Genomic DNA, 15,680 nt, shown 5'->3' with positions numbered 1-15,680 from the left:
GCGCTCACGCATCTCGTCGCTGAACTTCCTCGGTGCCGGCACGATCGCCACCCTTCCGTGGGATCAGAGCCTCCACCACTCCCGGGGCGCTTCAGACCGACATCGTGACGGTCAGCGTCACCGCCGACAGCAACGGCACCAGAACCGGCGCCAGCGGCAGGACATCATAGAGCCCGACCACACCGCCTGAAACCACCGCCGCGGCGAGAATGGCGACAAGTGCCGCCGACCACCGGTACCGTGCGACCGCGAAGGCCACGACCCCCGCCATCGGGACAGTCAGAACAACAACCGCGGACAGCACCCACGACGCCCACACCACCCAGACCACAGTGAGCCCGCTGCTCACGAGGATCGCCACCGACACCAGAAGCAGGGCTGTGTGCGGCAGGACTGTATCGCGGGCACGTCGGAGCCGCGGCACCGTCACCAGCACAACAAGGTGCGCGACGACCCACCCCCCAATCGGCAGCAGCAACGCAACCGATGATGAAGGCCTGCAAGACCACAGGATCGACCCAGAGGTGTCGGTGCATTCAGCTGTCGCGGACGACAGAATGACCATCGTCGTCACCGCCACGGTCAGCGCCCCCATCACCGCGGCTCCGGCCACCACCGTCAGCCCACCGCGGCCATCTGGCAGCTGCGACGCGCCCTTCTCGCTCTGGCCGTCCTCCATGTCGTCATCGTCGCATCTCACCGTCATGCACGCCGCGGACAACCTCGGCACCGCCGCCACCGACAACCCGAGTTGGGCAGCGCCCGCGGCGACCAGCACGTACGGTGCGCCTCGTCGGGACTGTGTCGTGAGCGGTGTTTCCGGCCCGACACGCCGGGGGTGAAATCCGGCGGGATGGGTACGGACAGTGATGGCATCCGATGCTGTGAGCGCGGATCAGAGGAAGATGAGGAAGTCGGAGCGGGAGCGGTCGGCCGAGCAGGCTGCCGCGGCGGCGATGGTGGCGCAGGCGCGGGAACGTGGCCTGTCGCTCACTGGGCCGGACGGGCTGTTGAAGCTGTTCACTAAGAACGTTCTGGAAGCGGCGCTGAACGAGGAGATGACCGAGCATCTCGGGCACGCGAAGAATCGTGCCGATTCGAATCGTGATTCGGCGAATGTGCGGAATGGGGCCCGGGGGAAGACGGTGGTTTCGGACGCGGCTGGAGAGGTGAACATCGTGGTTCCCCGGGATCGGGAATCGACTTTCGAGCCGAAGATCGTGAAGAAACGTCAGCGTCGACTGACTGACGTGGATGAGATCGTGTTGTCGTTGTATGCGAAGGGGTTGACCACGGGCGAAATTTCGGCGCATTTCGCCGAGATTTACGGCGCGTCGGTGTCGAAGGAGACGGTGTCTCGGATTACCGACAAGGTGATCGAGGAGATGCAGGACTGGGCAAGCCGTCCACTGGAGCCGGTCTACGCCGCGGTGTTCGTGGACGCGATCGTGGTCAAGGTGCGGGACGGCCAGGTCGCCAACCGGCCGTTCTACGCCGCGATCGGCGTCACCACCGACGGCCGCAAGGACGTGCTCGGATTGTGGGCCGGTACCGGCGGCGAGGGCGCCAAGTTCTGGATGAGTGTGCTGGTGGATCTCAAGAACCGCGGCGTTAAGGACGTGTTCTTCCTGGTTTGTGACGGCCTCAAGGGGTTACCGGAGGTGGTGGAGCAGGTGTGGCCACAAACGATCGTCCAGACGTGCGTTCTGCATTTAATTCGTAATTCGTTTCGGCTGACTTCCCGGAAATACACGGACGCGTTGAAACGCGACCTGAAAGAAATCCACACGGCACCCAACGCCGACGCCGCCGCAACGGCACTGGACCACCTTGTGCCAGCCGGAGTGGTCCGGTGAAGCCAACGCGGACAGGAACAACGCCGACTCGACGACGAGCCGGGCGACCCGCTCCGGGTGCCGGGCCGCGTGCAGCAACGCCGTGGTGCCGCCCATCGAGTGTCCGACCAGGTCGACCGTGTCCACGTCGAGCGCGTCGAGGACGGCCGCGAGATCGTCGAGATTGCGTTCGGTGGTGTACTCCCCGCGCGGGTCCCGGTCGCTGCCGCCGCGGCCGCGCGCGTCGTAGGCGACCCGGTGCCAGGAGCGGGGCAGGCCCCCGATCAGCGGCAGCCAGGTCTCGGCGTAGCTGCGCAGCCCGTGCAGCATCAGGACGGTCCGTTCGCCGGGCCGGCCGGCCTCGATCACCCGCAGGCCGGTCCCGTCCCGGGAAGTGACCCGGCGCTCCCGCACCGTGTCCGGGACGGGCGTCACCGCAGGCCGTCCGTGCCGGTGACGTCGTCCGCGGAGGGCCCGCCGAGCCGGGCGAACAGCCGCCCGCCGGCGGCGACCGCGACCGCGACGACGATCTCGTCCGGGCCGGGGGCGTCGCCGAAGGTGACGGTCACGGTGTCGTAGTGCGAGCGCACGTAGAGCGCGGTGCAGTGGGCCAGTGGGATGTCCAGCGCGGTCCCCGGGCCGCCGCGCTTGCCGGTGGACGGGATCCAGGCGATCGCCCGGTCCAGTGCCTGCCGGACCGGGGTGGCGAACTCGGTGGTGAGCAGTGCGTTGCCGTGCTCGTACTCGCCCGCGGTGCCGACCAGGCAGGCCTTGCCGTAGCCGGTCCACGGCCGGTCCCCGGCGGCGGCGGCGATCCGGTCGGCGAACTGTTTCCCCAGCTCCACCGAGTCGGCGACCAGGTCGTCGAGCGACTCGCCGAACCGGCCGGCGTAGGGGTTGTGCAGGACGGCCGCGACGACCGTCCGGACGGCGGGTGCGGACCCGGCGAGCCGGCCGGACTCGCTGGCGAGCACCTCCTCGCGGGTGGTGATCCACTTCCGGACGTGCAGTGCGCCGGTGTTCGCGGGCCTGGTCACGGGTGCGGGCTCCTTCGTGGTGGTCATCGGGCGGTCCGCCCGGCCGGGATCGTGGCGATGTCGATCTCGTCGCTGGGGGCGCCGAACTCGCCGAGCAGGGCGGTGGCGCGGGCGTCGTCGGGCTCGGTCTCGTGGAACAGCTCCAGCCGGTTGCCGTCCGGGTCGGCGAAGTAGATCCCGTAGCCGACCTTGTGGTCGGCCACCTTGATGATCTCCACGCCGCGGTCGGTGAGCCGGTCGTGCAGCCGCCGCCAGTGCGCGAGGTCCCCGGCGACCTCCAGGCCGTAGTGCTGCAGCCCGAGGCCGCCGCGGACGGCTCCCGGGGCGGCGCGGATCAGTGCGATGTCGTGGTGCTTGCGGCCGAACGAGAGGAACACCCAGTCGTCGCGGCGGGCGGTCACCCGCATGCCGAGGACGTCGCGGTACCACTCGGCGAGGGTGTGCGGGTCCGGGGTAAGCAGAGCAAGGTGGGTGCGCAGGACGTCGGGCAGGTCGTCGGTCACGGTCGGGCTCCTTCGGCGGGACGGCGGTCAGTGCCGCGGGTTGTCCGGGGAGATCTCCGGGGTCCAGGCGACGGCCGAGATCTCCGGGAAGCTGCGCCACTCGGCGCGCCAGCTGCGGCCGCCGTCGGTGGAGCGCAGCAGGTCGCCGTACTTGGTGCCGGCGAGGACGAGCTGCGGGTCGTCGGGGTGCACGCCGAACCCCCAGACCGTCGAGCCGGGCCGGTCGACCAGCTCGGTGGGCTCCCAGCGGGCACCGCCGTCGGTGGACCGGTAGATCCGGGTCTCGGTCCCCGGTGTCGCGTCGCCGCAGGCGAACAGCAGCGCGCTGCCGTCGGCGAGGGTGGCGACGGTGCGCGCGTAGCGCAGCCCGAACTCGTCGGCGGCGATCCGGCAGAACCAGCTGCTGCCGCCGTCGGTGCTGGTCCACAGGGCGTTCACGGTGACGACGAGATGGGTGGCCGGGTCGCCGGGATGGACCAGGACGGCGTGCACGTCGGAGTTCGACACCGGGCCGGGCGTGCCGCGGTGGGCGGCCGGGCGCCGGGTGTCGTCGATCCGGCGCCAGGTCGCGCCCCGGTCGGTGCTGTGCCAGAGCCCGCCCTCCTCGATGCCGAACCACATCTGTCCGCGATCGGCCGGGTCGATGGTGGAGGCGAGGATCCGGGGCCTGCTCACCCCGGCGCAGAACTCGGGGATCTCCGGCGGGAGCTGCTCCCAGCCGGTGCCGCCGTCGGTGCTGCGTCAGACCCGGGCCCGGCTGGGGGCGCCGGACCCGACCAGCATGACGTCCGGCTCGACCGGGTCGATGCTGATCGTCCACAGGTGGTGGTCGTCGAACGGGCCGCGCACCCGGACCCAGGTCGCGCCGGCGTCGTCGCTGCGGACCAGCCCGACGTCGGCGCCGACGAACACGGTGTGCGGCCGGGTGGGGTGCACCGCGATCGACCGGGTGACGCCGTCGAACTCGAGGGCCTGGTCCAGCGGCGTGCGCTGCCAGGTGCGGCCGTCGTCGTTGCTGCGGATCACGCCCTGGCTCGCGGTCGCGACCAGCATGGTGCCCTTCATCGCGTTCCTCCTCGCTCGGTGTGCGGTCGCCGGGTCACAGGAAGACCCCGCGGGACATCCCGCCGTCGATCCCGATGGACTCCCCGGTGATGCCGCCGGCGGCCGGGGAGCAGAGGAAGACCACGGCGGCGGCGACCTCGTCGGCCCGGATCTCCCGCCGGATCGGGGTGCGGTCCAGGTAGCCCTGGCGGACGGCGTCGACGGTGCTGCCGCGCAGCGTCGCCTCCCGCTGGTACAGCTCCCCGATGTGCTCGGTGTCGACGACCCCGGGATGCAGCGTGTTGACCGTGACCCCGTCCGGGCCGAGCTGGTCGGACAGCACCTTCGACATGTGCACGACGGCGACGTTGCGCATCCCGGACAGTGCGTGGCTGGCCCGGCCGGTCAGCCCGCCGATGTTGACCACCCGCCCGTGACCGCTGCGCCGCAGGTCGCCGGCGACGGCCTGGACGCACCGCAGGTAGCCGACGACCTTGGTGTCGAGATCGGCCAGCAGCAGCTCCGGATCGGCCTCCTCGATCCCGTTGCGGACCAGCCCGGACGGTGCCGCGGCCCCGTTGACCAGGATGTCGACCGGCCCGAGCCGGTCGCGCACGGTCCGGGCCATGGCGTGCACGGCACCGGTGTCGTCGGTGTCGGCGACGACCGGGAGCACCCGGCGCCCGGTCCGCTCGGCCAGGTCGAGTGCGGTCTTCTCCAGCGGGCCCGCGGTGCGCGCGACCACCGCCACGTCGGCCCCGGCGTGCGCCAGCGCCAGCGCCACGGCGCGCCCGATGCCCCGGCTGCCGCCGGTGACGACCGCGGTGCGGCCGGTCAGGACGGCTGCCGCTACGGCCCCCGGTTCGGCGTCGGTCATGTCAGATCTCCATCTCGATCAGGTGCGGTCCGGTGATGTGGAACGAGTGCCCGAGTGCGTCCCGCAGGTCGGCGGCGGTGCGGGTCCGGCGGGCCGGGACGCCGTAGCTCTCGGCCAGCCGCACCCAGTCGACCCGGGGCGGGGACAGCGCGGTGAGCTCCCGGGTGGCCGGACCGTCGGCGCTGCCGCAGATCCGGTCGGCCTCGGTCTGCAGCAGCCCGTAGCGGTGGTTCGCGGCGATCAGCACGGTGACGTCGAGCCGGGCCCGGGCCATCGTCCACAGTGACTGGATCGTGTAGTGCGCGCCGCCGTCGGACTGCAGCGCGATCACCGGTCGGCCGGGATCGGCGACCGCGGCGCCCAGCGCCACCGGCAGTCCCTGGCCGATCGCGCCCCCGGTGTTGGTGAGCATGGTGTGCCGGGCGGCCGTGCCGGCGAGCCGGGCGAACGGGTAGCCGCAGGTGCCGCCCTCGACCGAGACGATCGCCCGGTCCGGCAGCTCGCGGGCCAGCACCGCGGCGACGATCTCCGGGTCCAGCGGGCCGTCGGCCGGGGGCGGCGGCGCGGGGGCCGGGACCGCCGGGGCGTTCCGGGGTGCGCCGAGCTCGTCGGCGAGCAGGTCCAGCGCGTGCCCGGTGTCCTGGCCCGGGGAGCACAGCGTCAGCACCGAGCCGGGCGGTGCGAGCCGCGCCGGGAGGTCCGGATAGCCGAAGTAGGAGACCGGTTCGCGGGCGCCAGCCAGCACCACCAGCTCGGCGTCGGCCAGCTCCGCCGCGGCCGCCTCCGGGCGGTAGGCGAGCCGGGGCAGGCCGGGCAGGCCGCCGCCGTGCTCGACGGCGGCCGGGAAGGTCTCGCCGATCACCCGGATCCGGCTGGTCGCCGCGATCCGGGCGAGCGTCAGCCGGGCCCGCGCCCCGGTGGCACCGTCGCCGGCGAGGACGACCACCCGGGCGGCGGCCCGGATCCGGCGGGCGATCCCGCGCACCCGGCCGGGATCGACCGGTTCGGCCCGGCCCGGCCCGCAGGGGTCCGGCGCCGCACCCGGCCCGGCGGCGGCCGGCTCCGGCGCCGCACCCGGCGGGCCGGCGGCCGGGTCCGGGACCGGTGCGCCGGTGGCGAGCTGATGGTCCAGCGGGACCACCAGCGTCGCCGGGCCGCGCAGCTCCCGGGCGGCGGCCACCGCGCGGGCCGCGTCGGCGGCGAGATCGGCCGGGCCCCGGCTGGTGTGCACCCAGACCGACATCGGCCGGGCGAGGCCCTCGACGTCCGAGGCGAGCGGCGGATCGAACCCGACGTGCCAGGCCGCGTGCTCGCCCACCACGTTGACGACCGGGGAGCCGGCCCGCCGCGCGTTGTGCAGGTTCGCCAGGCCGTTGGCCAGGCCCGGCCCCAGGTGCAGCAGGGTCGCCGCGGGCCGTCCGGCGATCCGGGCGAAGCCGTCGGCCGCCCCGGTGCAGACGCCCTCGAACAGGCCGAGCACCGGCCGCACCCCGTCGACCTCGTCGAGCGCGGCGACCAGCGGCATCTCGGTGGTGCCGGGGTTGGCGAACCAGACGTCGATCCCGGCCTGCCGGGCGGACCGGACGAGATCGGTCGCGGCGGTGTCGGGCACGTTCCGCAGGGCCAGCTCCGCGGGTGTCCTGGCCTGCGCGTGGGCGGTCATGCCGACCCGGCCAGTGCGGGCACCGGCTCGCCGGCGAGCTCCCGGGCACGGGCCACCATCCGGCGGCCCTCGGCCGGGTCGGTGCGGGCCTGGTGCTGGGCGGCCAGCCGTACCGGGTCGCCGCCGTAGTACCGCTCGTACTGCACCTGCCGCTGGCCGAACCCGTCGCAGGTCAGCTCGTAGGCCAGCCGGAACAGCGCGACCCGCTCGGTGGCGGGCAGCGCGTCGGCGCCCTGGTAGTAGCGGTGCACGTCGGCCGCGATCGGCGACCCGAAGTCCGCCTGCATCGGGGTCATCAGCAGGCCGCCCGCGCCGAGCACCTGCAGGTTCGACACCGCCTTCGGATAGGCCTCGGCGAGGAACAGGCGCAGCGTGCGCAGCGGCTGCTCGGCGGGCGTCCACACCCCGTCGCGGTCGCGCGCACCCTGCAGGGCCGCGGTGAGCAGCCCGTCCGCGATGTCGACCGCCATCACGCCCTCGGCGAGCCGCTGCTGGACCGGCAGGAAGGTGTCGACCCGCACCGCCTCGGCCAGCGCGGCCGCGACCGCCACCGCGAACCGCAGCTTGACCAGGCCGCGCACGCCGGTCTGGTGGGCCAGGTGCGGCCCGAGGCCGACCGCGTCGTACATCCGGTTGGACGCGGTGACGTCGCCGTGCAGGAAGACCCGGTCCCAGGGCACCAGCACGTCGTCGAACACCACCAGCGCGTCCGGCTCGTCGAACCGGGAGGACAGCGGATGGTCGAAGGAGCCGCGGGTGCCGTCGTCGAACGGGGCTCGGCAGATCATCCGCAGACCGGGCGTGCCGACCGGGATCGCGAACGCCAGCGCGTGCCGCTCCTCGCCGGGCCGCAGCCCGGGCAGGCAGTAGACGAGCAGCTCGTCGGCGAGCGGCCCGAGGGTGGCGAGCATCCGGGCCCCGCGGACCACCAGCCCGTCGGCGATCTCCCGGTGCACCCCCAGGTGCAGCAGGTCCTCGGCCTGGCCCGCCGAGTCGCGGGACCGGTCGGTCTGCGGGGGGAGCAGTGCGTGGGTGAGGAACAGGTCGCCGTCGCGGACCTGCTCCCGGAACGCCCGGACGTTCGCCCCGAACCGGGGGTCCACCGCGGCGAAGTGGCCGGCGCCCGCGCCGAGCAGGGTCACCGCGGTGCCGAGGAAGTCGGGGGAGCGGCCCAGCAGGCCGAACGTCTCCTCGGCGACGATCCGGTAGGCCCGGTCCCTGGCGCGCAGCCCGGCGGCGTCGCGGGGCGGCACCAGGCTGCGCGGGACGCCGTCGGCCAGCAGATCGGCGCGCAGATCGGCGCGGTGCTGCAGGTCGTAGAGACCGGCGACGGTGCGGGCGGTGCCGGCGAGGCCGGGATGGGTGGTGACGTCGTCGACCCGGCGTCCGCCGAGCCACACCTCCCGGGGCCTGCTGCGCAGCCCGTCGAGATACTCGCGCCCGGTGCGGGCCATGGCGGTCCTCCTGTCGTGGGGGTGCTGCCGGTCGTCGTGCGTCACGGGACCGGGTGGTGCCTGCCGTAGCTGCGGCGGCCGTAGGTCAGCGCCTCGCCGCCGCCGGTGCCTGCGGCGACCACGTGCCCGAGGCACACGCAGTGGGTGCCGACCCGGATCCGGAAGGCGAGCACGCAGTCCAGGGACGCCGCGGTGTCCGGGCGGACCGGTGCGCCGCTGCGGCCGGGCCGCCAGCCCTCGTCGAACCCGTAGGCGGTCCCGGGCGGGAGGCCCCGGCCGGCGAAGGTGTCGGCGAGCCCGCGCTGGTCGGCGGCGAGCACGTTGACGCTGAAGCAGCCGTTCTCGCCGACCGCCCGGTGCAGCGGGCTGGTCTCCCGGATGCAGAACAGCACCGACGGCGGATCGGCGGTGACCGAGCAGACGGCGGTGACCGTCTGGCCGAACCGGCCGCCCGGCCCGTCGGTCGCGACGACCGTGGTGCCGGCCGGGAGACAGGCCATCGCCTCGGTGAAGCGGTCAGCGTCGACCGGGGCGGGCCCGGCCGGTGGTGGGACCAGGATCTGCTCGAGCGCTCGGGTGAGGTCCATCGGTCCTCCAGGTCTCGGCGTGCCGGGGATGACGCCGATGCTGGCGCGGGAGACCTGATGAACAAAGACGATCGTTACGATGCCGACGATCGATATCATCGAACATGGAGTGTCGCGTGGACTTCACCCTCGTGCAGCTGGAGCACTTCGTGGCGGTGGCCACCGCGGGCAGCATGACCAGGGCCGCCGAGGAGCTGCACCTGTCCCAGTCGGCGATCTCGGCGAGCCTGACCAAGCTGGAACGCTCGTTGCAGGCCGATCTGTTCGTCCGCGCCCCGGCCCGGCCGATCGTCCTCTCGCCGGCCGGCCGGCAGTTCCTCGCCGACGCCCGCAACCTGCTGCGCGTCGCCCGCGAGGTGAACGAGCGCGGCCGCGGGATCGGCAGCCACGGCGCCCTCACGATCGGCTGCTTCCTGCCGCTGGCCCCGGTCTGCGTGCCGCAGGCGGTCGCCGCCGCCCGGCGCGCCGGGAGCGACACCGCGATCCGGACGATCGAGGGCACCACCACCGAGCTGCAGCGGTCGCTGCACGCCGGGGAGTGCGAGCTGGTGGTGAGCTACCAGCTCAGCGCGCTCGCGGACCTGGAGTTCGCCGAGGTCGGCCAGGTCCATCCGCACGCGATCGTCGCGCCCGACCACCCGGTCGCCGGCCGGAGCAGCGTCACCCTCCAGGAGCTCGCCCAGTACCCCTGGGTCATGTACAGCCCGGAGCACCCCACCCAGCAGCTGATGGAGTTCATGTTCCTGCACGAGGGCGTCAGCCCGCCGGTCAGCACCCCGATCGCCGGCTACGAGACGATGCGCGGACTCGTCGCCGCCGGTGAGGGCTTCGCCCTGCTCACCGTGCGGCCCGCCAGCAACGTCACCTTCACCGGGTTGCCGGTGGTGCCGGTCGAGCTGCGCGGCGAGCCGATCCCGCTCCGGCTCGGCCTGTTCACCCTGCCCGGCAGCACGACGACCCGGCGGGCCCGGGACTTCTCGGTGCACCTGCGCGCCGTGCTGGCCGGGCTGGTCGCCCGGGACCGGGCCGCGCGACGGCGGGCCGGGCTGACCGGGCCGGACGGACCATCGGACGAACCGATGACGGCCATCGAGTAGTCCTGCTGTGCCGGGGGCCACCGGATCCGCAGGATTGCCCGACACGATCGGGTGAGCGGGCCGAACCGCCGCGCCGGTCCCGAGCAGATCGGAGCGGACATGATCCGACCCGCACGCAGCCGGACCCGGGTGGGGGCCGATCCCGGAGGGAACGAGCGGATGTCCGGGCGGGCGCTCGCGATCGTCGTGCTCGGTGCGGTCACGATGCTGCTCGACGGGTTCGACAACCAGCTGCTCGGCTTCGCCGTCCTGCAGATCGTCGACGAGTTCGGCTCCACCCGCGCGGAGTTCGGCTGGGTGTTCGCGGTCGGTTTCGTCGGCATCGGCGTCGGGACCGCGCTCGGCGGGCTGGTCGGCGACCGGATCGGCCGCAAACCCTGCCTGATCCTGGCGGTGCTGGTGTTCGGGACGTTCACGCTGATCAGCGCCACGACCGGCGGGACGCTCGCGTTCGCCTGCTGCCGGATCGTGGCCGGCGTCGGGCTCGGGATGGCGCTGCCCGCGGTGACCTCGCTGGTCGCCGAGTTCACCCCGGCCCGGTGGCGGCACCTGGCGATCGCGATGAGCATCGCCTGCATCCCGGGCGGCGCGCTGGTCGGCGGCCTGGTCGCCGCCGCGGTGCTGCCGCGCTGGGGCTGGCGGGAGCTCTACCTGATCGGCGGCGTCGTGCCGCTGCTGCTGGTCGTCGTCCTGGCGCTGGTGCTGCTGGAGTCCCCGCAGTTCCTGGCGGCCCGCGGCCGGCCGGGTGACGACGAGCGCCGGGCCGCCGTGCTGCGCCGGACCGGCCGGGCGGTGGTGCCGCCCGCACCCGACCCGATCGCCGCCGGCGCCGGCACCGGGAGCCCGCGGGCGCTGCTGGGCCGCGAGCTGCGCCGCGACTCGCTCGCGCTGTGGGGGGCCTTCTTCTTCAGCCTGCTCGGGGTGTTCAGCTTCTTCAGCTGGGGCCCGTCGCTGCTGCAGGCCAACGGCTACTCGCTGGCCGCCGCCAGCCTGTCGATCACCCTCTACAACGCGGGCGGCATCGTCGTCGCGCTGGTCGCCGGGGTGCTCATCGGCCGGATCGGCTCCCGGCCGGTCATGCTCGCGCTCGCCGCGGGCGCCGCGCTGTCCGCGGGCTGGCTGCTGCTCGTCCCGCCGGTCGACGGGACCACCGGGATCACCTTCGTCGCCCAGATCGTGCTGCACGGCGGCTGCTTCGCCGGGCTGCAGACCGTGCTCTACAACCTGGCGAGCCACATCTACCCGGCCGGCATCCGGGCCACCGGGGTCGGGGCGGCGGGCACGGTCGGCCGGGCCGGTGCGATCACCGCGGCACTCGTCGCCGGGGGCCTGGTCGGCGCGGCCGGGCACGGGTTCCTGCTCCTGCTGCTGGCCGCCGCGACCCTGGCCGGGGCGTCGCTGCTGCTGGTCCGGCGGCACGTCCCGGCGCGCCGGGGGACCTGACGCCGGTCAGCCGGTGTGGCTGAGCGTCGCCGCGGCGCCGACCGCGGCGACCAGCAGCACGATCTCGATCCCGGCCCAGGCGAGCACCGGCACCCGCCCGCTGCGCAGCCGTCGCCGGGTGAGGCCGCCGAGCGCGGCGGCACCGGCCAGCAGCGCGATCTTCGCCAGCAGCAGCCCGCCGTACGCGCCGCCGACCAGCTCGGCGGGCGAGCCCAGCCGCGCCGTCGCGGCGAGCAGCCCGGACACCGCCAGCACCAGGACACTCCACCCGGCCAGCCGGGAGAACCGGGGCAGCGCCACCGCCAGCAGCGCCGGATCGCGGGACAGCAGCAGCACCGCGCCGAGCCCGCCGACCCACAGCAGCGCCGCCGTCACGTGCAGCACCACGCCGGGGACCGCGATCGCGGCGTTCGCCGAGGCGGCGGCGTGCCCGAACGCCGCGGGTGCGGCGGCCCCGGCGATCGCGACGAGGAGCACCAGCACCGCCGGGCCCGGGCCGTGGCCGGGGCCCGCCGGGCGTCCGGCGACGCAGCCGAGCAGCAGCACGGTGGCCGTCCCGGCCAGGACCAGGCCGGTCCCCGCGGCCGGGCCGGTCAGGTAGCCGGCGACGTCGGCCGGGCGCACCGCGGCCGGCGGCACCCCGACCATGATCGCGGCACGGACCAGCGCCTCCACCAGCAGCACCGCCGCCCAGGCCGGCACCGCGACGATCAGCACCCGGTCCGCGCCGGGCACCCGGCCCGGGACCAGCAGCATCGCCAGGGCGGCCCCGGCGACCAGCAGCGCGGCCAGGTCGGCGGCGGCCCGGGTCAGGGTCGCGGCGAGATCGAGCGGCACCGACTCCGGGCCGATGCCGCCGGTCAGCCCGGCCGCGACGACCGCCGCACCGAACGCGACGGCGCACCAGCCCGCGACGACCGCCGCTCCGGCGTCGCCGCGCCGGGTGCTGCCGGTCATGACGTCGACGATCGCCGGTCAGCCGGGACGGCGGCGCAGCGCGACCGCCACCCCGCCACCGAGCACCACGACGGCGAGCAGCACCCACGGCCAGACCGGTGCGCCGTCCCCGGTGTCGCCGGCGGCCGCCGCCGGGGCCGGGGCCGCCGGATCGGCGGACGTCGCGGGCGGGGCGCTCGCCGCGGCGGCGGCCGGTCCGGGCTGCGTCAGGGTGAACGGCACGGTGCCGGAGACCGGATGGCCGTCGTCGGAGACCACCCGGTACTCGACGGTGTAGACGCCGGCCGGGCCGAGCGGCTGCAGCGGCACGGTGAGGGTGCCGGTGTCGCCGGTGGCGGGGCCCGCGACGTGGTCGGTGCCGTCCGGGCCGCGCACGGTGATCTCGGCGGTGTCCGGCGGGACGTTCTCGGAGAAGGTCAGGGTGATCTCCGTCGGCGCCTGCGCCAGCTCGGAGTCCGCGGCGGGGGTGCTGGACTCCAGCTCGGTGTGCGCCCAGGCGGGGACGGCGCCGAGCAGCAGCGCGAGCAGTACGACGGGCAGGGCGAGGGCGACCCGGCGGACCGGGGGCGGTACGGGTGTCACCCGCGAGGAGTCGCCTCCCGGCGCGGCCCGGTTCCGCGCCGTGACCGGGTTCACCCGTCCGGCGCAGGTGGGTTCAGCGCCACGAGGGCAGCCAGAGCTGCGCCTGCCAGTGGTCCGGGGTGATCGGGTCGCCGACCAGGATCGGCCACAGCCACACGAAGTTGACCAGGATCAGCGCCAGCCAGGCCGAGACGACCAGCAGGCCGGCCCGGCGTCGTCGTTCGGACTGGCCGGCGTGCCCGAGCAGCTGGCCCATCGCGAGGGTCGCTGCCAGCACCAGGAACGGCGCCACCGGCATCATGTAGAAGAAGTACATCTGCCGGTCCAGGTTCAGGAACCACGGCAGGAACCCGGCGCCGTAGCCGACCAGCACGGCCGTCCAGCGCCAGTCCACCCGGGTGACCGCCCGCCACAGGCCCCACAGCAGCACCGGGATCGACGCCCACCACAGCGCGGGGGTGCCGATCAGCATCACCGCCGAGACGCACTCGGTGGCGCCGCAGCCGGTCGCCTCGTCGGAGTAGCGGTAGAGCATCGGCCGCAGCCCCATCGGCCACGTCCACGGCTTGGACTCCCACGGATGCTGCCCGGCGCTGCCGGTCGTCAGGTTCTCGTGGAACGCCAGCGCCTGACCGTGGTAGTACCAGAGCGAGCGCAGCGCGTCCGGCGCCCAGGCGAACGGCCCGCCGGTGCCGATCTCGCGGCCCACCTGGTGCCGGTCGATCCCGGTCTCGCTGCCGAACCAGGCCCACCAGGACGCGATGTAGGTGACCACCGGGACCAGGGCCAGCGCCCACAGCGCCGGGGCGAGGTCGCGCACCACGGTCCCCGCCCAGGGCCGGGCCACCCCGGCGCGGCGCCGCAGCGACACGTCCCACAGCACGCAGAGCACGCCGAACGCGGCGACATAGTAGGAGCCGCTCCACTTCACCGCGCAGGCCAGCCCGAGGCAGACGCCCGCGGTGAGCCGCCACCAGCGCACCCCCCAGCGCGGCCCGAACGGGGTGTCCCCGACCCGGCCCTGTGCCACCACCCGGGCCATCCGGGCCCGCACGTCGTCCCGGTCGCAGAGCAGCGCGGCGAACCCGGCGACGACGAACAGCGCGGCGAACACGTCCAGCATCCCCATCCGGGACTGCACGTGGGACAGGCCGTCGGCGGTGAGCAGCAGACCGGCCAGCCCGCCGAGCGCCGAGGACCGGGTGAGCCGGCGCCCGGCCCGCACCACCAGCAGCACGGTGAGCACCCCGGCCAGCGCGGCCGCCACCCGCCAGCCGACGCCGTCGTAGCCGAACGCCATCTGGCCCAGCGCGATCAGCTGTTTGCCCAGCGGCGGATGGACGATCTTCTCGTAGCCGGGGTTGTTCTCCACCCCGCCGTTGCGGACCATCTCCCACGCCTGCGGGACGTAGTGCTTCTCGTCGAACACCGGGGTGCCGCGGTCGGTGGGCTCGCCCAGGTCGTAGAACCGCAGCAGCGCGGCGAGCAGCACGATCCCGGCGGTGACCAGCCAGCCGCGCAGCCGGTCGGCCGGTGGTGGTGCGCCGAGCCGCGCGGCCGGACCGGGATCGGCGCGGCGCAGCGGTGGGGGCGTGCCGCGGGGCGTCAGCCCCGGTTCGGGGGCCGCTCCCGCGACCCGGCTCCCGGGGTCGGCGGTCGAGGTGGCCACGGGGCCCGATCGTAGGGTGGTGCGGTGCCCGCATCGACCGCTGCTCCCGGTGTCCTGGTCCTGGCCGCCACACCGCTGGGTGACCCCCGGGACGCCTCGGTGCGGCTGCGGGAGCTGATCGGCACCGCGGACGTGATCGCGGCCGAGGACACCCGCCGGTTCCGCACGCTCGCCGCAGCGCTCGGGGTCACCTACACGGGGAAGATCGTCAGCCACTACGACGCGGTGGAGAGCGAGCGGGCGCCCGGCCTGCTGGCCGCCGTCCGGGACGGGGCGACCGTGCTGGTCGTGTCGGACGCCGGGATGCCCGCCGTGTCCGATCCCGGCTACCGGCTGGTCGCCGCGGCCGCCGCCGAGGACCTCCCGGTGACCTGCCTGCCCGGCCCGTCCGCGGTGACGACGGCGCTGGTGCTGTCCGGGCTGCCCGCCGAGCGGTTCTGCTTCGAGGGTTTCCCGCCGCGCCGGCCGGGGGAGCGGCGCCGCTGGCTGGAGACGCTGCGCGACGAGCGCCGGGCCGTGGTGTTCTTCGAGTCGCCGCGGCGCACCGCGGACCTGCTGGCCGCGGCCGTCGAGGTGCTCGGGCCGGACCGGCGGGCCGCGGTGTGCCGGGAGCTGACCAAGACCTACGAGCAGGTGCAGCGCGGCACCCTCGCGGCGCTGGCCGGCTGGGCGGCGAGCGGGGACGTGCTCGGTGAGGTGACCATCGTGCTGGCCGGGGCCGAGGCGCCCGACGCGCCGCCGGTGGGGTCGCTGATCGACGCCGTCCGGGAGCGGGTGGACGACGGCGAGCGGCTGAAGGACGCCGTCGCCGCCGTCGCCGAGGCGGCCGGGGTCCCCAAGCGGGAGCTGTACAACGCGACCCTCGCCGCCCGCGACGACTGACCGGCGGGTTCGCCCGCCCCGTCGCGCCGCATACCCGTTGCCGCACCCCG

General features: G+C 74.6%; 16 protein-coding genes and 1 pseudogene. 4 read left to right on the top strand and 13 right to left on the bottom strand.

The annotated features are described in order from the left end of the window. Window positions 1–91: 91 nt before the first annotated feature. Window positions 92–778 carry a hypothetical protein gene (locus ACVJO7_RS02820; RefSeq protein WP_491671559.1) on the bottom strand — a complete coding sequence of 229 codons (687 nt, stop codon included), beginning with the start codon at window positions 776–778 and terminating at the stop codon, window positions 92–94. Window positions 779–869: 91 nt separating this feature from the next. Between ACVJO7_RS02820 and ACVJO7_RS02815 the strand changes: the two are divergent. Continuing rightward, a pseudogene (locus ACVJO7_RS02815) lies at window positions 870–1,832 on the top strand (IS256 family transposase); the annotation flags it as partial. On the opposite strand, the gene ACVJO7_RS02810 reads toward ACVJO7_RS02815, so the two are convergent. The 9 genes from ACVJO7_RS02810 to ACVJO7_RS02770 all read right to left on the bottom strand — a co-directional run bounded on the left by ACVJO7_RS02810 (window position 1,713) and on the right by ACVJO7_RS02770 (window position 9,000). Then, window positions 1,713–2,165: an alpha/beta fold hydrolase gene (locus ACVJO7_RS02810; RefSeq protein ID WP_491671577.1), complete on the bottom strand. Its 453-nt coding sequence runs from the start codon at window positions 2,163–2,165 to the stop codon at window positions 1,713–1,715. The pseudogene ACVJO7_RS02815 and the gene ACVJO7_RS02810 sit on opposite strands and share 120 nt — an antisense overlap. 101 nt (window positions 2,166–2,266) lie before the next feature. After that, on the bottom strand, window positions 2,267–2,872 hold the full coding sequence (locus ACVJO7_RS02805) for an amino acid synthesis family protein (RefSeq protein ID WP_344026790.1): 606 nt from the start codon (window positions 2,870–2,872) through the stop codon (window positions 2,267–2,269). A gap of 23 nt (window positions 2,873–2,895) precedes the next feature. Next, the gene (locus ACVJO7_RS02800) at window positions 2,896–3,375 is read right to left on the bottom strand and encodes a VOC family protein (protein WP_344026788.1); all 480 of its coding nucleotides are present in this window, start codon (window positions 3,373–3,375) and stop codon (window positions 2,896–2,898) included. 27 nt (window positions 3,376–3,402) lie between these two features. Continuing rightward, window positions 3,403–4,050, bottom strand: a complete 648-nt coding sequence (locus ACVJO7_RS02795; RefSeq protein WP_491671558.1) for a WD40/YVTN/BNR-like repeat-containing protein — start codon at window positions 4,048–4,050, stop codon at window positions 3,403–3,405. 66 nt (window positions 4,051–4,116) lie between these two features. Further along, window positions 4,117–4,440 (bottom strand): WD40/YVTN/BNR-like repeat-containing protein, encoded by a 324-nt coding sequence (locus tag ACVJO7_RS02790; RefSeq protein ID WP_491671557.1) that lies wholly within the window; start codon window positions 4,438–4,440, stop codon window positions 4,117–4,119. A gap of 34 nt (window positions 4,441–4,474) precedes the next feature. After that, the gene (locus ACVJO7_RS02785; protein ID WP_491671556.1) at window positions 4,475–5,296 is read right to left on the bottom strand and encodes an SDR family NAD(P)-dependent oxidoreductase; all 822 of its coding nucleotides are present in this window, start codon (window positions 5,294–5,296) and stop codon (window positions 4,475–4,477) included. Between the two features lies 1 nt (window position 5,297). Continuing rightward, on the bottom strand, window positions 5,298–6,959 hold the full coding sequence (locus tag ACVJO7_RS02780) for an acetolactate synthase large subunit (RefSeq protein ID WP_491671555.1): 1,662 nt from the start codon (window positions 6,957–6,959) through the stop codon (window positions 5,298–5,300). Next, window positions 6,956–8,413 (bottom strand): 4-hydroxyphenylacetate 3-hydroxylase family protein, encoded by a 1,458-nt coding sequence (locus ACVJO7_RS02775; RefSeq protein WP_491671554.1) that lies wholly within the window; start codon window positions 8,411–8,413, stop codon window positions 6,956–6,958. The genes ACVJO7_RS02780 and ACVJO7_RS02775 overlap by 4 nt, the downstream gene beginning before the upstream one ends. A gap of 41 nt (window positions 8,414–8,454) precedes the next feature. Further along, on the bottom strand, window positions 8,455–9,000 hold the full coding sequence (locus ACVJO7_RS02770) for a flavin reductase family protein (protein ID WP_491671553.1): 546 nt from the start codon (window positions 8,998–9,000) through the stop codon (window positions 8,455–8,457). Window positions 9,001–9,116: 116 nt separating this feature from the next. Between ACVJO7_RS02770 and ACVJO7_RS02765 the strand changes: the two genes are divergently transcribed. Together ACVJO7_RS02765 and ACVJO7_RS02760 are read left to right on the top strand one after the other, a co-directional pair. Then, window positions 9,117–10,097, top strand: coding sequence for a LysR family transcriptional regulator (locus tag ACVJO7_RS02765; RefSeq protein WP_491671552.1), 981 nt, complete (start codon window positions 9,117–9,119; stop codon window positions 10,095–10,097). A 99-nt stretch (window positions 10,098–10,196) separates the two neighbouring features. Further along, window positions 10,197–11,540: an MFS transporter gene (locus ACVJO7_RS02760; protein ID WP_491671551.1), complete on the top strand. Its 1,344-nt coding sequence runs from the start codon at window positions 10,197–10,199 to the stop codon at window positions 11,538–11,540. Window positions 11,541–11,546: 6 nt separating this feature from the next. Here the strand turns inward: ACVJO7_RS02760 and ACVJO7_RS02755 are convergent, their stop codons facing one another. The 3 genes from ACVJO7_RS02755 to ACVJO7_RS02745 all read right to left on the bottom strand — a co-directional run bounded on the left by ACVJO7_RS02755 (window position 11,547) and on the right by ACVJO7_RS02745 (window position 14,748). Continuing rightward, a complete protein-coding gene (locus ACVJO7_RS02755) occupies window positions 11,547–12,497 on the bottom strand; it encodes a CopD family protein (RefSeq protein ID WP_491671550.1) in 951 nt (316 codons plus the stop codon). A gap of 18 nt (window positions 12,498–12,515) precedes the next feature. Further along, window positions 12,516–13,079: a copper resistance CopC family protein gene (locus ACVJO7_RS02750; protein ID WP_491671549.1), complete on the bottom strand. Its 564-nt coding sequence runs from the start codon at window positions 13,077–13,079 to the stop codon at window positions 12,516–12,518. A gap of 73 nt (window positions 13,080–13,152) precedes the next feature. Then, window positions 13,153–14,748: a dolichyl-phosphate-mannose--protein mannosyltransferase gene (locus ACVJO7_RS02745; protein WP_491671548.1), complete on the bottom strand. Its 1,596-nt coding sequence runs from the start codon at window positions 14,746–14,748 to the stop codon at window positions 13,153–13,155. Window positions 14,749–14,772: 24 nt separating this feature from the next. Between ACVJO7_RS02745 and rsmI the strand changes: the two genes are divergently transcribed. Further along, window positions 14,773–15,630 carry a 16S rRNA (cytidine(1402)-2'-O)-methyltransferase gene (rsmI, locus tag ACVJO7_RS02740; RefSeq protein WP_491671547.1) on the top strand — a complete coding sequence of 286 codons (858 nt, stop codon included), beginning with the start codon at window positions 14,773–14,775 and terminating at the stop codon, window positions 15,628–15,630. Window positions 15,631–15,680: the final 50 nt, after the last annotated feature.

This window comes from Pseudonocardia sp. DxW (genome assembly GCF_058448985.1).
This window is presented reverse-complemented; position numbering and strand designations above follow the sequence as displayed.